We start from the raw sequence: 16,880 nt of genomic DNA, 5'->3' as shown, positions 1-16,880 counted from the left end.
GCGCAACGTGACGTTGCGTTTTTGTTGATTGACATCCCCCTGCAATGCGCCTATTTCTAAGGCAAATAATTGCAAAAAAAGGAACAGGTGATGTCGTCGTTGCATATTTCGCAAGGTTCATTCCGCTTAAGCGATACACGCACCCTGACGCTGGACGCGCTGGAAATCCAGGCCGGCGACAGCTGGGCCTTCGTCGGCGCCAACGGCAGCGGCAAATCCGCCCTGGCGCGCGCGCTGGCGGACGAACTGGTTCTGCTGAGCGGTGAGCGCCGCAGCGATTTTCGGCACGCGGTGCGCATCTCTTTCGAACAGCTGCAAAAAATGGTCAGCGACGAGTGGCAACGCAACAACACCGATCTGCTCAGCGCGGACGAGGACGACACCGGCCGCACCGCGGCGGAAATCATTCAGGAAGAGGTGAAAGACGCCGCACGCTGTGAGCGGCTGGCCGCGCAGTTCGGCATCACCGCCCTGCTGACGCGCCGCTTCAAATACCTCTCCACCGGCGAAACGCGCAAGACCTTGCTGTGCCGGGCGCTGATGCCCGAGCCTGACCTGCTGATCCTCGACGAGCCCTTCGACGGGCTGGACGTGCACTCGCGCGCGCAGCTCGCCGCGTTGCTGAGCGAGCTTTCCGCCCAGGGCCAAACCGTGGTGCTGGTGCTCAACCGTTTCGACGAAATCCCGGATTTTGTCCGACAGGTGGGCGTGCTGGCGGACTGCACCCTGACCAGCCGCGGGCCGCGCCGCCAAGTGATGGCGGACGCGCTGGTGGCACAGCTGGCGCACAGCGAAAACCTCAGCGGGCTGGCGCTGCCGGAAACCGAGGATCCGACGCAAAAAGTGGCCCTGCCGGCGGATCGGCCGCTGATCGTCCTGCGCGACGGCGTGGTCAGCTATAACGATCGGCCGATCCTCAATCATCTCGACTGGCAGGTTAACCCCGGTGAACATTGGCAGATCGTCGGCCCGAACGGCGCCGGCAAATCCACGCTGCTCAGCTTGATCACCGGCGACCATCCGCAGGGCTACAGCAACGATCTGACGCTGTTCGGCCGCCGCCGCGGCAGCGGGGAAACCATTTGGGAAATCAAACGCCATATCGGCTACGTCAGCAGCAGCCTGCATCTGGATTATCGCGTCAACACCAGCGTGCGCAACGTGGTGCTGTCGGGGTTCTTCGACTCGATCGGCATTTATCAGGCGGTCTCGGATCGTCAGCGGCAGCTGACCGAGCAGTGGCTGGCGCTGCTCGGGCTCGACGGCGCGCGCGGGGATGCCCCGTTCCATAGCCTTTCCTGGGGCCAACAGCGGCTGGCACTGATCGCCCGCGCGCTGGTGAAACACCCGGCGCTGCTGATCCTCGACGAGCCGCTGCAAGGGTTGGATCCGCTCAATCGCCAGCTGGTGCGCCGCTTCATCGACGTACTGATCGGCCAGGGCGCCACCCAACTGCTGTTCGTCTCGCACCATGCCGAAGACGCGCCGCAGTGCATCACACACCGCCTCAGCTTCGTGCCCGACGACGAAGGCGGCTACGGCTACCAACAGCAACGGCTGGAGGCGGCCTCCGCCTGAAACGCGGCGTAAACATATCCGGCAACACTTCACCGCAGCACATCACATTTGGCCTTTTATCATAGAAAGAAAGAAGGCCATTTCCTGGAGACGCCATGTCCGCTGCGTTGATTATTATCGACCTGATCGAGGATCTGATCGGGTCCAAAGGGCGCGCCAATCACTGCCGCGAACAGGGGGTGGCGACCCACCTGCTCGCCAACGTCAATGCCGCCACGGCCTATGCCCGGGTGCGAAAAATTCCGGTGATTTGGGTGCGGGTGGGTTTCGCCGACGATTATCATGACATCCCGCCCCACTCGCCGCTGTTCAACCATCTCAAGCAGATAGGCGCGCTGCGTTTAAACAGCCCGGGCTGCCGCTGGGTGCCCGAACTGCATCAGGAAGAGACCGATCTGCAGTTTGAAAAAACGGCGGTCAGCGCCTTCTCCGGTAACAATTTGTTAGCCTGGCTGCGGCAACATCGGTGCCACCATTTGCTGCTGGCGGGCATCAGCACGCCGCTCGCCATTGAGAGCACCGCGCGTCAGGCGCACGACGCCGGCTTTCAGGTGACCGTACTGCACGATCTGTGCGCAGCCCCCACGCAAGAGATCCACCAGCAGAGCCTGGATACCCTGCAAAATCTGGCCGAAATCACCCGTTCGCAGGCCTGGATGAAAGGCTAACTCCCATCGCCCCCGGTCATGTGGGCCGGCATCATGCACGAATGCGTCACTGCCCCGACCTTTAGCGTCATCTTGGTGTGCTACTATCCGCTTTAGCGCTCAATCTCGCCATCATCGCACGCCGCAAAGGCGCTGAGCGCCGTGTACATATTTTAAAGGGACATATTATGTGGGGCGTACTGGCTGCTTCGTTATTTTTCTTGCCGTTTAACCGGCTGATCGCCTGGGTGATCCTGGCCGCCTCGGCGGGCATGGGGCTTTATCATGGGGTACTGACGCCACTCAGCCTGAGTTATCTGCTGGTGATCGTAGCGTTGGCGGGGCTGCGTCACCATTTTCGCGAGCAGCGTAATCTGGCGATCGCATTCGAAGGGTTGGTGGTCGCCGGCTGCGTCGCGCTGTTCTTGCATCTGGTGCCGGGCATCCACAACCAGCTGATGATCGACGGCGAAAAAGCCGGCCCGCTCAGCGCGCCGTTCACCATGTATTACAACTTCGACAAGGCGATGGTGCCCTTCCTGCTGTTCGCCTGCTTGCCCTCGCTGTTCAGAACCGATAAAGCGGAAAAAAGCATCGCCTCGGGTTCCTGGATTGCATTGATCATCAGCGTACCGGCATTGTTGCTGCTGGCCGTAGCGCTGGGTGGCTTAAAAATCGAGCTGCATGCGCCCGCCTGGATGCTGCCTTTCGTGATGGCAAACCTGTTCTTCGTCTGTATGGCCGAAGAAGCGCTGTTTCGCGGTTACCTGCAACAGCGCCTCAGCCAATGGCTGGGCGCCTGGCCGGCGCTGATCGTCGCCTCTTTGGTGTTCGGCGCCGCGCATTTGGCCGGCGGCATGCTGATGGTGATCTTCGCGACGCTGGCCGGGGTGATCTACGGCCTGGCGTGGATGTGGAGCGGCCGCCTGTGGGTGCCGATTCTGTTCCATTTCGGGCTTAATCTGACCCATCTGCTGTTCTTCACCTACCCGCTGTATCAGCATCCTTAACGGCTGAAGCCGGCAGAGAGCCCCTCTTTGCCGGCTAGCTGGGTGAAAACGCTATCACCGTTATCTCATCGCAATGCCCTCAATTACGTTGCCTCCGGCTTTCCTTCGCCCATCCTGCGCATTTCAATGAAGTGTAAACGATTCCATTTTTCGCGTTAGATCACCTTTTTACCGTCGCGAGCGTGCTATCTTTTTGCGCAATGACCTCCCCCTGTTCAGCAACGGGCGTATTAAGACGGTAACTGGAAACGATTACACCCTCGTCGACGCCAAGAAAGGAACCGTATGACGGAATTTAACCCTATCGACCATCCGCACCGCCGCTACAACCCGCTGAGCGGCCAGTGGGTGCTGGTTTCACCGCACCGCGCCAAGCGCCCCTGGCAGGGCCAACAAGAGGCCGTCCCGACGGAAACGCTGCCGGCGCACGATCCCGACTGTTTCCTGTGCCCGGGCAATGCGCGCGTCACCGGCGATCGCAATCCGGATTATCGCGGCACCTACGTCTTCACCAACGATTTCGCCGCGCTGATGAGTGATACGCCGCCGGCGCCCGACAGCCAGGATCCTTTGATGCGCAGCCAGAGCGCGCGTGGCGTCAGCCGGGTGATCTGCTTCTCTCCCGATCACAGCAAGACCCTGCCCGAATTGCCGCTGCCGGCGCTGGAGCAGGTGGTCGCCGCCTGGCAGGCGCAAACCGATGAGCTGGGCAGGCAGTACCCCTGGGTACAGCTGTTCGAAAATAAAGGCGCGGCGATGGGTTGCTCCAATCCGCACCCGCACGGGCAAGTCTGGGCCAACAGTTTTCTGCCGAACGAGGCCGAGCGCGAAGATCGCCTGCAGCACGAGTATTTTCAGGAGCATGCCTCCCCGCTGCTGTTGGACTACGCGCAGCGCGAGCTGGCCGCCGGCGAACGCATCGTGGTGAACACCGAACACTGGCTGGCGGTGGTGCCCTACTGGGCCGCCTGGCCGTTTGAAACGCTGCTGCTGCCGAAAGCCGCGGTGCAGCGCATTACCGATCTCAGCGCGGCGCAAAGCCAAGATCTGGCGCTGGCGCTGAAGAAGCTGACCAGCCGCTACGACAACCTGTTCCAGTGCTCCTTCCCCTATTCGATGGGATGGCACGGCGCGCCGTTCAACGGCGCCGACAACCGACACTGGCAGCTGCACGCCCATTTCTACCCGCCGCTGCTGCGTTCAGCCAGCGTGCGCAAATTTATGGTCGGTTACGAGATGCTGGCGGAAACCCAGCGCGATCTGACCGCCGAACAGGCCGCAGCGCGTCTGCGTGCCGTCAGCGATATTCATTACCGTGAAGCCGGAGCCCAAGCATGAGCCTGAAACCGCTTACCCATTCCCTGTTTACCGAACACTTCGGCTACGCGCCGGCGTTGACCCTCCAGGCGCCGGGGCGGGTGAACCTGATCGGCGAACATACCGATTACAACGACGGCTTCGTGCTGCCCTGCGCCATCGATTACCAAACCGTCATCGCCTGCGCCAAACGCGACGACCGCCAGATCCGCGTGCTGGCCGCCGATTATCAGAATCAGCAGGATCAATTCTCGCTCGACGATCCGATCGTCAGCCACCCCGATCAGCGCTGGTCCGACTATGTGCGCGGCGTGGTGAAACACCTTCAGCGCCGCAGCGCCGACTTTGGCGGCGCGGATCTGGTGATCGCCGGTAATGTGCCGCAAGGGGCGGGGCTCAGCTCCTCCGCCGCGCTGGAAGTGGCGGTGGGCCAGGCGCTGCAGGCGCTCTATCAGCTGCCGCTGGACGGCGTCGCGCTGGCGCTGAACGGCCAGGAGGCGGAGAACCAATTCGTCGGCTGCAACTGCGGCATCATGGATCAGCTGATCTCCGCGCTCGGCCGGCGCGACAGCGCTCTGCTGATCGACTGCCGCTCGCTGGAAACCCGTGCGGTACCAATGCCGGACAACGTCGCGGTGGTGATCGTCAACTCCAATGTGCAACGCGGGCTGGTGGACAGCGAATACAACACCCGCCGCAAACAGTGCGAAGCAGCGGCTCAGTTCTTCGGCGTCAAGGCGCTGCGCGACGTCAGCCCCGAACAGTTTGAGGCGCGCCAACACCAGCTCGATCCGTTAGTGGCCAAACGCGCGCGCCATGTGATCAGCGAGAACGCCCGCACGCTGGCAGCGGCCGACGCGCTGGCGGCCGGCGATCTGCAGCGCATGGGCCGGCTGATGGCGGAGTCGCACGCCTCTATGCGCGACGACTTTGAAATCACCGTGCCGCCGATCGATAAGCTGGTCGAGATCGTCAAAGCGGCGATCGGCCCACGCGGCGGCGTGCGCATGACCGGCGGCGGCTTTGGCGGCTGCATCGTCGCGCTGATGCCGCAGGATCTCGTGGAGACGGTGCGTGCCGCCGTGGCGTACGAGTATCCGCAGCAAACCGGCGGATTGCAGGAAACGTTCTATGTCTGCCAGGCTTCTCAAGGCGCCGGCCTATGCTGACGGCAGTCGCCCCCGATGGGCAGCCTTATCAGCTGACCCAGTTGCAAAACGCCGGTGGCATGACGGTGACGCTGATGGACTGGGGCGCCACCTGGCTGTCCGCCGTCTTGCCGCTCACATCCGGTGAAAAACGCGAGCTGCTGCTCGGCTGCCGCAGCCCGGCGGACTACCCGCGTCAGGGCGCCTATCTGGGCGCCACCGTCGGCCGCTACGCCAACCGCATCGCCAACGCCAGCCTGCCCATCGACGGAAAACCCCATGCGCTGGCTGCCAATCAGGGCGCCCACCAGTTGCACGGCGGCCCCGACGGTTTTCATGCCCGCCGCTGGCGCCGGGTCCAGCACGATGCGCAACAGGTCTGCTATGCGCTGCACTCGGCGGAGGGCGATCAGGGTTTCCCCGGCAATCTCGACGTGCAGGTTTGTTACCGCCTGACTCACGACAATCGTCTGGAAATCAGCTACCTGGCGCAGGTCGATCGCCCCTGCCCGGTCAACCTGACCAACCACGCCTATTTCAACCTGGACGGCGCCGGCACCGACGCACGCGCCCAGCGGCTGCAGTTGTTCGCCGATCGCTATCTGCCCGTCGACGCCGAGGGCATTCCCTGCGCCGATCTGACGCCGGTGGACGGCAGCGGCATGGATTTTCGTCAGCCGAAAACGCTGCTGCAGGATTTCCTGCGCGACAGGGACCAGCAACGGGTGAAAGGCTACGATCACGCATTCCTGCTGCATCGTACCTGTGGGGCGCTGGAGAGCCCGGCGGCCCATTTGTGGTCCGCCGACGGGCAAGTGCAAATGAGCGTGTTCACCGACGCGCCTGCGCTGCAACTCTACAGCGGCAATTACCTGGCCGGCACGCCGGCGCGCGATGGCGGCAGCTACGCCGACCATGCCGGCGTGGCGCTGGAGAGCGAGTTTTTGCCGGACAGCCCGCACCATCCCGAGTGGCCGCAGCCGGACTGCTGGCTGCAGCCGGGGAGCCGCTACCGCAGCGCCACGCATTATCAGTTTTATCCTATCTGACCCGCTACGCCCCTCGCCGTGCGGCCGGGGGCAATTTGTTATAAATGCTTACCTTTTAGCGCTATCCCCCCACCGGCGCCCACCTTCCCTTATTCCAAAGCGCACACTACACTCAGGCTACCGTGATAAGCACAACGCCTTGTGCAACGTCACCATTTTCGGCCGATGGCGGCCAATCAATAGCTGAAGGAACACCTATGCGTCTGATTACTGCACTTCCATTGCTGGCGGGCTTAATGCTGAGCACCAATCTGATGGCGGCCGACACGACGACGGCGACGAAAACGCCTTCTCCGGCGCAGGCGGCCCAACAGAAACGCATGACCGATTGCAACCAACAGGCATCCACCAAATCGCTGAAAGGCGCCGATCGCTCCACCTTCATGAGCACCTGTCTGAAATCCGAAGGCTCCGCCGCGACGGGCAAAACCCTGACGCCGCAGCAGCAGAAAATGAAAAGCTGCAACGCCGACGCCAAGACCAAGGATCTGAAGGGCGACGCGCGTAAAACCTTCATGAGCAACTGCCTGAAAAAATCGGCCTGATTTTCCCCGCGCCACGGCGCGCCCGGAGCGATTTCGGCGCGCCATTTCCCCCTCGCAGCGCCAGCCTGAACGATTCAGCTTTTTCCTTTCGCCAGCCCTTACTTTGCGGCAAGAAATTGGCTATGGTTAGACACTATCGATTGCCGAGCCCCGGCCCGCGGCAATATAATGATTTTCGTTATCATTGAAATGTCAGATTATTAAGGAGTTAAGCTATGGCTGTAACTAAGCTGGTTCTGGTGCGTCACGGCGAAAGCCAGTGGAACCAAGAAAACCGCTTCACCGGTTGGTATGATGTTGATCTGTCCGACAAGGGCCGCACCGAAGCGAAAGCAGCAGGCAAGCTGTTGAAAGAGGAAGGTTTCACTTTCGACTTCGCTTACACCTCCGTACTGAAGCGCGCGATCCACACCCTGTGGAACATCCTCGACGAGCTGGATCAGGCCTGGTTGCCGACCGAAAAATCCTGGAAGCTGAACGAACGTCACTACGGCGCACTGCAGGGTCTGAACAAAGCGGAAACCGCCGAAAAATACGGCGACGAGCAGGTGAAACAATGGCGTCGCGGCTTCGCGGTGACCCCACCTGAGCTGACCAAAGAAGACGAACGTTACCCTGGCCACGATCCACGCTACGCCTCGCTGACCGAGCAAGAGCTGCCGCTGACCGAAAGCCTGGCGCTGACCATCGATCGCGTTATCCCTTACTGGGACGAAGAGATCCTGCTACGCATCAAGAGCGGCGAGCGCGTGATCGTTGCAGCGCACGGCAACTCGCTGCGCGCGCTGGTGAAATACCTGGATAACCTGAGCGAAGACGAAATCCTCGAGCTGAACATCCCAACCGGCGTGCCGTTGGTGTATGAATTCGACGAGAACTTCAAGCCAATCAAACGTTACTACCTGGGTAACGCCGACGAGATCGCTGCAAAAGCGGCCGCCGTGGCAAACCAGGGTAAAGCGAAGTAATTTCGCCCGTTAACGAAAAAGCCCCCGGTGAAAACCGGGGGCTTTTTTATTACTGCTGCGCCATCGCCTCGTTCACCGCATCCAGCCGTTCCTGCATCGCCGGATGGGTGCTGAGCCAGGCCGGCAGCACCCAGCCGTCAGCCGTCTCGCGTTCAGGCGCCTGCGCCAACGCGCGGTAGATAGCCGCCATTTGCGCCAGCGAACGCCCCTGGCGCTGCATTTCCGCTATCGCGAACGCATCCGCCTCGCGCTCCATCCCGCGTGAAAACTGCATCTCATTCACGAAGGACGCAGACTGCAGCAGCGTGTCGCCGATGCCGCTGACGTCACCGGTCATCCACATCAGCGTCAACGCCACCAGTGACGAACGCACCAACATGCGCATCGGGTGACGATGAGCGTGATGCCCCATCTCATGCAACATCACCGCCGCCAGCCCATCGTCGTTTTTCGACAGGGCGACCAGACTATCGCTGAGCACCAGCGTGCCGTCCGGCAACATAAAGGCGTTCGGCGCACCGGGCACCGCCATCAGCTTCAACGACAGCGGCGTACGCTCCAGGCGCATCTCGGCCGGCATCACCTGCCGGAACAGCTGCTGCAACGCCTGCTGCCGCTCGGCCGGCAATGCGGAGGGTTCAAAACCGCTCTGGCTCAAAAACGTCTGCGTGTGTTCACCCAGCGTCTGTTCCACCGAAGTGGGGATGCGCATGGCGATTTCGTTGCTCGCCCACGGCAGCACGACGTTAACGTAGGCCACGGCGGCCAGCAGCGTCACCAACAGCGCCAGGGCGACGCCGCGTTTATGGCGCTCCAGGCGGTGCACCCAACCCGGCGAACGGCGCTGATAGAACCAGCGGCGAAAGGCCGCGTCGTCGTCCGGCACAAAGCGCGCGCCGTCCTTGAAGGTCAGCGTCAGCGGGATATTGCCCAGCGCCGCAGAGACAGTGATGTCCGCCAAGGGGATGTAACGTTGCTCATCCTGCCGCTGCAGCGTCACGCCCTCGCCGCTTTCGTTAACCAACAGGCGAGCCGCCTCACGTGCGGCCCGCCCCGGCAACTGATAGGCGCCCTCGAGGATCATCGGCGCCTCAGAAACTGCCGCCCAGATCCAGCGCCTGCACCGCTTCTTCGGCCACCGCGCTGTTGGCGGTTTCCTGATGCGCCGCGATGTCCAGCAACGCCAGATCGCCTTCGACCGCCGTGCACTCCGCCAGATAACGGGCGTGGCGCACTTCCGCCACCGGCACGGCGAAACCGAGCGAGAACAGGGTGATCAGGGTATTGGTGATCAACAGCCCCATATACGGCAGCGTTTGCATGGAAGAGCGCAATTTTACGTTGCCGTTCAGCGTCGCCTGGTTAAACAGATAGTTGCGTTGGGCGACGACCTGATAGCTGCTGGCGATCAAGGCGCCAATCAGCAGCACCACCATCATCAGCAGCAGGCTGCCAATATTTTCCAACACCAGCAAATCGGCGGTTTCATCCGTCAGCATGCCCATCAATACCATTTGGTACAGGGACAGTATGAACGACCCCATACATACCAGCGCAGCCAACATAAACGGCAGGAAAATGAGCAGGCCGATCAAGGCAAATTTGATAAAGGCCGACTTTTTCAGCTCGGCAATAAACGGCGTTCGGCCGAAGAACAGATTATTAACGTACAGATCGTGCTGCAGCGCGCTAATAATACCGTTGACGGCGGCGAATGCCGGCACGGCCAACAGCAGCGTCAACACCAGCATCAGACCGATGGCGTTGATGCTGTCAAAACCGCTGCCAATGCTGAGCAAAATGATTAAGGCGACATAAAGCCCGATAATCAGTAATAGCGGGCAGAACAGTAACGCCCAATAAGCGCGCCCGGTGCGGCAAACATAATTAAAACGCACGCCGCGATAGCTCGACATAATCGCATTGTAGCGCCAGCTGCGGATAACGATCCACGGCAGCAGGGCAAGCAACACCAGCAAAGCCAGCAGCCCCAGCAGTGGCGTTACCGCCAACAGGATATAAAATACGATGAGGCCGCCGATCACCAACAGCCGCCCTTTCAGAATTTGCAGTGGTTGCGCATGGTAGTCGAAACGATCGCCGTCCAATTCCGTGTTGCCGTAAAAATAGCGGCGGCGGCGTACCGTCGCCCAAGCGGAATAGATGCCCAGGGTCACGATGGTCAATAATGCGTTGACCAACCAAATCGCGAAGTACTCGCCACCTTTCCCATGGAATTTAATCCGGTGCAGCCCCAGCGGCTGCGAGGTATTGCTTGTCATAATTCTTTCGTCCTGAAAGTAATAGGTCATACCACTCCCCGCTTATTCGTCATGCGGGGTTTGCGGAATAAAAAAGCGTCTTATATAAGCACAATGCCGCGAGCAGTGACAATTATTCTTTTATTAAATAGGAATAATGCGAAGGTGGCCGCTTAATGATTTCATTGGCCTATTAATTGTAAGCCTTAAATTATCGGAAGGGGGAGGTAGAGAAGTGCAATGATGAAAATTAAAACAAGGGCCCGCTGCCGGGCCCTTGTCATTTTCGCGATTAGCCGCGGCGCGCTTTCACCGCCGCCGCCAGATCGCGCAGCACGGTTTCGGTGTCCTGCCAGCCGATGCAGCCGTCGGTCACGCTCTTGCCGTAAACCAGCGGTTCGCCGCTTTCGAGGTTCTGGTTACCTTCCACCAGGTGGCTCTCAATCATCACGCCGATGATCGCTTTTTCACCGCCGCTGATCTGCCCGCAAACGTCAGCGCTCACGTCCATCTGCTTTTTGAACTGTTTGCTGCTGTTGGCATGGCTGAAGTCGATCATCACCTGCGCCGGCAGCCCGGCTTTGCTCAGGCCGGCTTTGACGTCTTTCACGTGCGCCGCGCTGTAGTTAGGCTCTTTACCGCCGCGCAGGATAATGTGGCAGTCGCCGTTGCCGCTGGTGTTAACGATAGCCGAGTGGCCCCACTTGGTCACCGACAGGAAGCAGTGCGGCGCACCGGCGGCGTTGATGGCGTCGATCGCCACCTTGATGGTGCCGTCGGTGCCGTTCTTGAAGCCCACCGGGCATGAGAGGCCGGAGGCCAGCTCGCGGTGCACCTGCGATTCCGTGGTGCGCGCGCCGATGGCGCCCCAGCTCATCAGATCCGCCAGGTACTGCGGCGTGATCATGTCGAGGAATTCGCCGGCGGCCGGCAGGCCGCTGTCGTTGATCTCTACCAGCAGCTTGCGCGCCAGGCGCAGACCGTCGTTGATGTTGAAGCTGTTGTCCATCTGCGGATCGTTGATCAGGCCTTTCCAGCCCACGGTGGTGCGCGGTTTTTCGAAGTATACGCGCATGACCACTTCCAGCTCGCCGCTCAGTTCTTCACGCAGCGCCAGCAGGCGCCCCGCGTACTCTTTGGCGGCTTGGGTATCGTGAATAGAGCAAGGGCCAATCACCACCAGCAGGCGATCGTCGCTGCCGCGGAGGATATTGTGAATTGCGCTGCGGGCCTGGGACACCGTCTTTGCTGCGCGTTCAGTGGCCGGGAATTTCTCCAGCAAAGCCACCGGCGGCAGGAGTTCCTTAATATCATTAATGCGTAAATCGTCGTTTTGGTAATTCATAGCTTTTCCATTCGGTATCGAGGGGTATTTCGCAGTGCGTAACGGTGTAGATCCCAACAATCTAGCCTGTGGGAATGGCGCTGTAAATCACCTTTGCCCCCCTCCGCTGGAACCGCCAAATTAACAGCAGATTGTGCTGTTTCATCAGGGGAGCGCAGAGCCTCCTTTTTCGCTATGCTAGCGATCGGAATATAAAACGACCCGAGTTGAACATGCCCTCTCTGTTATTAGTTGATGACCACCCGGTGGTTCATGTCGCACTGGAAGCGGCGCTAATGAAATCATCCCGCCCCTACCGTCTGCAGGCGGCGCAGGACGACGTCCAGGCGCAGGCCCTGCTGGCCGAGGCCGCTTTCGGCCTGGTGATCCTGGATATCGGCCTGCCGCAGGTCGACGGGCTGCAGCTGTTGAAAAAAATTCGCCGCCGCTATCCGCAGCAGCCGATCCTGATCTATACCGCGCAGGAAGCCGAGGTCTATGCGCGCATGGCCCATGCCGCCGGCGCCAACGGTTTCGTCAATAAAGGCAGCTCGTTGGCAGAGCTGGTACAGGCGATCGAGCAGGTGCTGGACGGTGAAACCCACTTCCCCGCCGCCGCGCTGGCCGAAGAAGCGCCGACGGCGGACGGTGGGCTGCTCACTCCCAAAGAGCTCGAAGTGCTGGGCTTGCTGAGCCAGGGGCTGTCCAACCTGCAGATCGCCGATCGGCTGCACATCAGCAACAAGACCGTCAGCACGCACAAAAAGAACATCCAGCGCAAAACCGGCGCCGGCAACCTGCTGGAGCTGGTGGCGGTGTTTAAAGAGCTGGCGCCATGATGCGCCGCGCTCTGCTGCTGCTGATCCTGTGGTGCGGTCTGGCGCAGGCGGCGGAGCCGGTGCGCTATCAGCTGGTCAGCAATCTGAATACCCCCGAGAACATGCTGATCGTCGGCGAGAAAAATCCCTGGCGCGACCGAACGCTGCGCATCGGCATCATCAGTGAGAACACCAGCCCGTACAACATCATCGTGGACGACGATCTGTACGGGCTGAACGCCGACTACCTCGGCTATATCCAGCAGGTGACCGGCATTCGCTTCGCCATTTACGGCTTTGCCGATCTGACGCAGCTGGAGCAGGCGCTGCACGACGGCAAGATCGATCTGCTGTACGGCATCCCGCAGAGTGAGGCGCTGCACGGATTGGCGATCTCTCAGCCCTATTACGTCAGCAACCTGCGCGTATTGCGCGATCGCAGCAACGATCGGCCGGTGATGCTCAACTCCGCCAACGCCCGCGTCGCGATCGGCGCGCTGACCGACATGCAGTCCGGCGGCGCTCTGCAGGCGGTGGCATCGCAGATCCAGCGCTACGACAACAATCTGCAGGCGGTCTACTCGCTGCTCAACGGCAGCAGCGACTACTTTATCGCCGACGAGGCCAGCGCCAGCTTTATCATCGACCAACTGCAGCTCGGCCAGCTCTATCAGATTGAAAGCAACGAGAATCTGGGCAACCTGTCCTTCGTGTTCGCCGCCGCCGACTCGCGGCTGATAGACACGCTGGACACCGCCATCGCCGACGCGCCGATGGAGCTGATGAACGCCCTGCAGAGCCGCTGGAGCAAAAAGATCCCCAGCTACCTCGACACCGGCAATGCCGATCTGACGACGATGGAGAAGAATTGGGTGGCGAGCCACCGCGTGGTTTACTACGCCGCCATCGAGAACAACTTCCCGTTCGCCTACCGCGGCTCCGACGGCCAGCCGCGCGGCTACGCCATCGACATTCTCAACATCATCGCGCAAAACACCGGGCTGCGTTTCGCGCCGCTGTGGGCACGCAACGCCGAGCAGGCCGATCAGCTGGTGCAGTCCGGCCAGGCCAGCTTCCGCGCCGCCCTGCCGCTGGCGCGCGGCGTCAAGGCGCGCTACGGCGCCAGCATGCCGATCCACCGTTCACTGTGGGGCGTTTACGTCGGCCAGCATGCTAACGGCATTTCCACCTGGAGCGATTTGGCCGGCCAGCGCATCGGCGTGCTGCAGGGCGATTTGGCGCAGGGGCTGGTGCCGGAGCAGGAGCAGACCGTCAGCTTCGCCGACAGCAAGTCGATGTACGACGCGCTGGCCAACGGCCAGTTGGATGCGCTGGTGGATAACGTCATCTCCGCCAACTTTTTGGCGCTGTCGCGCTATTCCGGCGCCATCAAGCTGGCCTTCGCCGCCAACAACATCCCCTATCCGGTGGCCTTCGGCGTGCGCCGCGATCAGCCGCTGCTCCTGGCGATCCTCGATAAGAACCTGATGCAGATCCCGGCGGACACCCTGCAATCGCTGCGCGACGAGTGGATCGTCGATCGCAGCAACCTGATCGACGCGGTGAACGACAACCGCATGCCACCGCAGACCACCTGGCTGCTGGCGCTGCTGGCCGCCGCCACCGTGCTGCTGCTGGCGCTGACGCTGCGCCGTTTCATGCTGCAGCGCCGTGAAAAACGCGAACGCGAAGAGCTCGAGCACGCGCGCCGCCGCGCCGAAGCGGAAAATCGCATGAAGAGCAAATTCCTCGCCACCGTCAGCCACGAGCTGCGCACGCCGATGCACGCCATCCTCGGCCTGCTGGAGCTGGAGCTCAAACGCCAACCCGCGCCGGAAGGCCTGCCGGTGATATACAGTTCGGCCTCTTCGCTGCTCAACCTGCTCAATGACCTGCAGGATCACGCTCGGCTGGAAACCGGTTCGCTGACGCTGGCGCCAAAACCGGTGGCGCTACGCCCCTGGGTCGCGCGCATCGACGCCCTCTACCGACCGCTGATCGGTGAACGGCCGTTGACGCTGAGCGTGGTGGCGGATCCGGCGCTGCCGGAGGCGGTGATTATTGATGGTGAGCGTTTACTTCAGGTGGCTAACAACCTGATAAACAACGCGATAAAGTTCACGCCGCGCGGCACCATTCAGGTCGAGATCGGCTGGCGCGCGCAGGATGAGCGGCAGGGGGAATTGCGATTAGCGGTGAACGACAGCGGCTGCGGTATCGCCGCCGATGAAATAGGCAAGCTGTTCCAACCGTTTTACCGCGCGCGCGGCGCACAACGCATCTCGGTGCAGGGCACCGGTTTGGGACTGTCTATCTGTAAAGAGATCGTCGAACAGATGGGCGGCCGCATCGAGCTGCACTCGCAGCCAGGAGTCGGCACCCGCGTCGAGGTCGCGATACCGGTCGAGCTGAGCGGCGCGGCCCCGGTTACCGCCCCGGAGGAAAGCCCCTTTGCTCTGCCGTCTCCCGCCTTGCGTACCGCGCTGATTGACGATCACCCCACCAATCTGTTGCTTATGGAACGCCAGTTGCGCCACTTCGGGCTGCAACCCGCCCGCTTCGAACAAGGCTATGCGCTGTTGAAAGCCCAGCGCCGTCAACCGTTCGATCTGCTGTTTATCGACTATAACATGCCGCGCCCGGACGGCCTGACGCTGGCCAGGCTGATCCGCCGCGACGAACAGCGGCTGCAACGCCCGCCTTGCCGCATAGTGCTCTGCTCGGCAGACGTGCAGGAGTTTACCCGCATTCCTCCGGGGCTGGTGGCGATCGACCACTTCCTGACCAAACCGATTTCACTGGCGGCGATCGGCCAGGTATTGGCCCAGCAGTCGCAGGCCCAGGAAGAAAAGTCAGTCCTTACTGACCTGCGGCAAACGCTGGCCGAAATGGCAGGTGGCGATCGCGCCATGCTGCAGCGGCTGGCGCAGACGCTCGGCGATACGCTGCGCCAGGACCGGCAGCGGCTCGCGGACGCCGTCGCCGCGAGCGACTGGCCGCACCTGGAGCAGGCGGCGCACCGCATCAAGGGCAGCCTGCTGATGCTGCAGCTGCCGGAAGCCGCGCAGCTGTGCCAGCAGCTGGTGGATACCGCACGTCGGGGCGAGCTTGCCGCCGCCGCTTATACTAAATTAAAGGCGTTAGTGGCGCAGATAGAACCGGAGCTGGACGCCCTGCTCGCCGCCGCCCCCTCTTTCGCTATGCATAAGGATGAATAATGTCGGACACTCCACACGTACACCTGCCGAAAGACAGTAATAGTAAACGCCTACTGACCGCTTTTTTAGTCACCGCCGTCTTTATGGTGGCCGAGGTGGTCGGTGGCCTGTTGTCCGGCTCGCTGGCGCTGTTGGCCGACGCCGGCCATATGTTGACCGATGCCGCCGCGCTGCTGGTGGCGCTGATGGCGGTGCACTTCTCCCAGCGCAAACCCAACGCGCGCCACACCTTCGGCTATTTGCGCCTGACCACCCTGGCGGCCTTCCTCAACGCCGCGGCGCTGCTGGTGATCGTGGTATTCATCCTGTGGGAGGCGATACGGCGTTTCTTCGAACCGCAGCCGGTGATGGGTACGCCAATGCTGATCATCGCCGTAGCGGGGCTGCTGGCGAACCTGTTCGCCTTCTGGCTGCTGCATCGCGGCAGTGAAGAGAAAAATATCAACGTGCGCGCCGCCGCGCTGCATGTGTTGGGCGACCTGCTCGGTTCGGTGGGCGCCATCGTCGCCGCCATCGTCATTCTCGCCACCGGCTGGACGCCGATTGACCCGATCCTGTCGGTGCTGGTCTCCTGTCTGGTGCTGCGCAGTGCCTGGCGGCTGCTGAAGGAGAGTTTCCACGAGCTGTTGGAAGGCACACCGCAGGAGGTCGATATCGCCAAGCTGCAAAAAGACCTGTGCCTGAATATCCCGGAGGTGCGCAACATCCATCACGTGCACGTCTGGCAGATCGGCGAACAGAAGCTGATGACGCTGCATGCGCAGGTGATCCCGCCGCATGATCATGATGGGCTGTTGCAACGCATTCAGGGTTATCTGTTGGAACACTACAAGATTGGCCACGTGACCATTCAGATGGAGTACCGGCACTGCGAGACACCGGACTGCGGTATCAACCGGGCGCCGGAGCCGAGTGAACACTCACATGCCGAAGCGCACTCCCATCTGGGACATCGTCACTAAGCCAAGAGGGCGCCACCACGGCGCCCTCTGCGTTG

General features: G+C 61.4%; 14 protein-coding genes. 11 read left to right on the top strand and 3 right to left on the bottom strand.

What is annotated here, in order from left to right; translation table 11 throughout:
- Positions 1-90 precede the first annotated feature (90 nt).
- The 8 genes from modF to gpmA all read left to right on the top strand — a co-directional run bounded on the left by modF (position 91) and on the right by gpmA (position 8,262).
- A complete protein-coding gene (gene modF, locus QDT79_RS10460; RefSeq protein WP_107227316.1) occupies positions 91-1,578 on the top strand; it encodes a molybdate ABC transporter ATP-binding protein ModF in 1,488 nt (495 codons plus the stop codon).
- Positions 1,579-1,673: 95 nt separating this feature from the next.
- On the top strand, positions 1,674-2,246 hold the full coding sequence (locus QDT79_RS10455) for a cysteine hydrolase family protein (protein ID WP_063991127.1): 573 nt from the start codon (positions 1,674-1,676) through the stop codon (positions 2,244-2,246).
- 167 nt (positions 2,247-2,413) lie between these two features.
- Positions 2,414-3,235: a CPBP family intramembrane glutamic endopeptidase gene (locus QDT79_RS10450; RefSeq protein ID WP_308316464.1), complete on the top strand. Its 822-nt coding sequence runs from the start codon at positions 2,414-2,416 to the stop codon at positions 3,233-3,235.
- Between the two features lie 285 nt (positions 3,236-3,520).
- Entirely contained in the window at positions 3,521-4,573 is a 1,053-nt protein-coding gene (gene galT / locus QDT79_RS10445; protein WP_107227299.1) for a galactose-1-phosphate uridylyltransferase, read from the top strand.
- A complete protein-coding gene (gene galK, locus QDT79_RS10440; protein WP_107227298.1) occupies positions 4,570-5,721 on the top strand; it encodes a galactokinase in 1,152 nt (383 codons plus the stop codon). Before galT ends, galK begins: the two co-directional genes overlap by 4 nt.
- Complete coding sequence (gene galM / locus QDT79_RS10435; protein ID WP_107227297.1) at positions 5,715-6,749, top strand: galactose-1-epimerase; 1,035 nt, start codon at positions 5,715-5,717, stop codon at positions 6,747-6,749. Before galK ends, galM begins: the two co-directional genes overlap by 7 nt.
- A gap of 197 nt (positions 6,750-6,946) precedes the next feature.
- Positions 6,947-7,294 carry a PsiF family protein gene (locus QDT79_RS10430; protein WP_107227296.1) on the top strand — a complete coding sequence of 116 codons (348 nt, stop codon included), beginning with the start codon at positions 6,947-6,949 and terminating at the stop codon, positions 7,292-7,294.
- A 215-nt stretch (positions 7,295-7,509) separates the two neighbouring features.
- Positions 7,510-8,262: a 2,3-diphosphoglycerate-dependent phosphoglycerate mutase gene (gene gpmA / locus QDT79_RS10425; RefSeq protein WP_308316463.1), complete on the top strand. Its 753-nt coding sequence runs from the start codon at positions 7,510-7,512 to the stop codon at positions 8,260-8,262.
- Positions 8,263-8,311: 49 nt separating this feature from the next.
- Here the strand turns inward: gpmA and QDT79_RS10420 are convergent, their stop codons facing one another.
- The 3 genes from QDT79_RS10420 to aroG form a co-directional block, all read right to left on the bottom strand.
- Positions 8,312-9,346 carry a M48 family metallopeptidase gene (locus tag QDT79_RS10420; RefSeq protein WP_107227295.1) on the bottom strand — a complete coding sequence of 345 codons (1,035 nt, stop codon included), beginning with the start codon at positions 9,344-9,346 and terminating at the stop codon, positions 8,312-8,314.
- 7 nt (positions 9,347-9,353) lie between these two features.
- A complete protein-coding gene (locus QDT79_RS10415; protein WP_107227315.1) occupies positions 9,354-10,544 on the bottom strand; it encodes a YjgN family protein in 1,191 nt (396 codons plus the stop codon).
- Positions 10,545-10,815: 271 nt separating this feature from the next.
- On the bottom strand, positions 10,816-11,868 hold the full coding sequence (aroG, locus tag QDT79_RS10410) for a 3-deoxy-7-phosphoheptulonate synthase AroG (protein ID WP_016928717.1): 1,053 nt from the start codon (positions 11,866-11,868) through the stop codon (positions 10,816-10,818).
- A 212-nt stretch (positions 11,869-12,080) separates the two neighbouring features.
- Between aroG and QDT79_RS10405 the strand changes: the two genes are divergently transcribed.
- The 3 genes from QDT79_RS10405 to zitB are packed head-to-tail and all read left to right on the top strand — an operon-like array spanning position 12,081 to position 16,845.
- Positions 12,081-12,686 (top strand): response regulator, encoded by a 606-nt coding sequence (locus QDT79_RS10405; RefSeq protein WP_063991120.1) that lies wholly within the window; start codon positions 12,081-12,083, stop codon positions 12,684-12,686.
- Positions 12,683-15,883 carry an ATP-binding protein gene (locus tag QDT79_RS10400; RefSeq protein ID WP_308316462.1) on the top strand — a complete coding sequence of 1,067 codons (3,201 nt, stop codon included), beginning with the start codon at positions 12,683-12,685 and terminating at the stop codon, positions 15,881-15,883. The genes QDT79_RS10405 and QDT79_RS10400 overlap by 4 nt, the downstream gene beginning before the upstream one ends.
- Positions 15,883-16,845 carry a CDF family zinc transporter ZitB gene (gene zitB / locus QDT79_RS10395; RefSeq protein WP_063991118.1) on the top strand — a complete coding sequence of 321 codons (963 nt, stop codon included), beginning with the start codon at positions 15,883-15,885 and terminating at the stop codon, positions 16,843-16,845. The genes QDT79_RS10400 and zitB overlap by 1 nt, the downstream gene beginning before the upstream one ends.
- Positions 16,846-16,880: the final 35 nt, after the last annotated feature.

The sequence above is a fragment of the Serratia marcescens genome (assembly GCF_029846115.1).
Taxonomy (GTDB): domain Bacteria; phylum Pseudomonadota; class Gammaproteobacteria; order Enterobacterales; family Enterobacteriaceae; genus Serratia; species Serratia marcescens_L.
Note: the sequence above shows the minus strand (reverse complement) of the source record. Positions and strands in the feature narration are given on the sequence as shown.

Bases quoted from the DNA above. Each gene is read 5' to 3' on its own strand.
- QDT79_RS10405 (WP_063991120.1), top strand. From the start codon at position 12,081: ATGCCCTCTCTGTTATTAGTTGATGACCACCCGGTGGTTCATGTCGCA.
- QDT79_RS10400 (WP_308316462.1), top strand. From the start codon at position 12,683: ATGATGCGCCGCGCTCTGCTGCTGCTGATCCTGTGGTGCGGTCTGGCG.
- QDT79_RS10415 (WP_107227315.1), bottom strand. From the start codon at position 10,544: ATGACAAGCAATACCTCGCAGCCGCTGGGGCTGCACCGGATTAAATTC.
- QDT79_RS10420 (WP_107227295.1), bottom strand. From the start codon at position 9,346: ATGATCCTCGAGGGCGCCTATCAGTTGCCGGGGCGGGCCGCACGTGAG.
- QDT79_RS10455 (WP_063991127.1), top strand. From the start codon at position 1,674: ATGTCCGCTGCGTTGATTATTATCGACCTGATCGAGGATCTGATCGGG.
- galM (WP_107227297.1), top strand. From the start codon at position 5,715: ATGCTGACGGCAGTCGCCCCCGATGGGCAGCCTTATCAGCTGACCCAG.
- QDT79_RS10450 (WP_308316464.1), top strand. From the start codon at position 2,414: ATGTGGGGCGTACTGGCTGCTTCGTTATTTTTCTTGCCGTTTAACCGG.
- QDT79_RS10430 (WP_107227296.1), top strand. From the start codon at position 6,947: ATGCGTCTGATTACTGCACTTCCATTGCTGGCGGGCTTAATGCTGAGC.
- zitB (WP_063991118.1), top strand. From the start codon at position 15,883: ATGTCGGACACTCCACACGTACACCTGCCGAAAGACAGTAATAGTAAA.
- galK (WP_107227298.1), top strand. From the start codon at position 4,570: ATGAGCCTGAAACCGCTTACCCATTCCCTGTTTACCGAACACTTCGGC.
- aroG (WP_016928717.1), bottom strand. From the start codon at position 11,868: ATGAATTACCAAAACGACGATTTACGCATTAATGATATTAAGGAACTC.
- modF (WP_107227316.1), top strand. From the start codon at position 91: ATGTCGTCGTTGCATATTTCGCAAGGTTCATTCCGCTTAAGCGATACA.
- gpmA (WP_308316463.1), top strand. From the start codon at position 7,510: ATGGCTGTAACTAAGCTGGTTCTGGTGCGTCACGGCGAAAGCCAGTGG.
- galT (WP_107227299.1), top strand. From the start codon at position 3,521: ATGACGGAATTTAACCCTATCGACCATCCGCACCGCCGCTACAACCCG.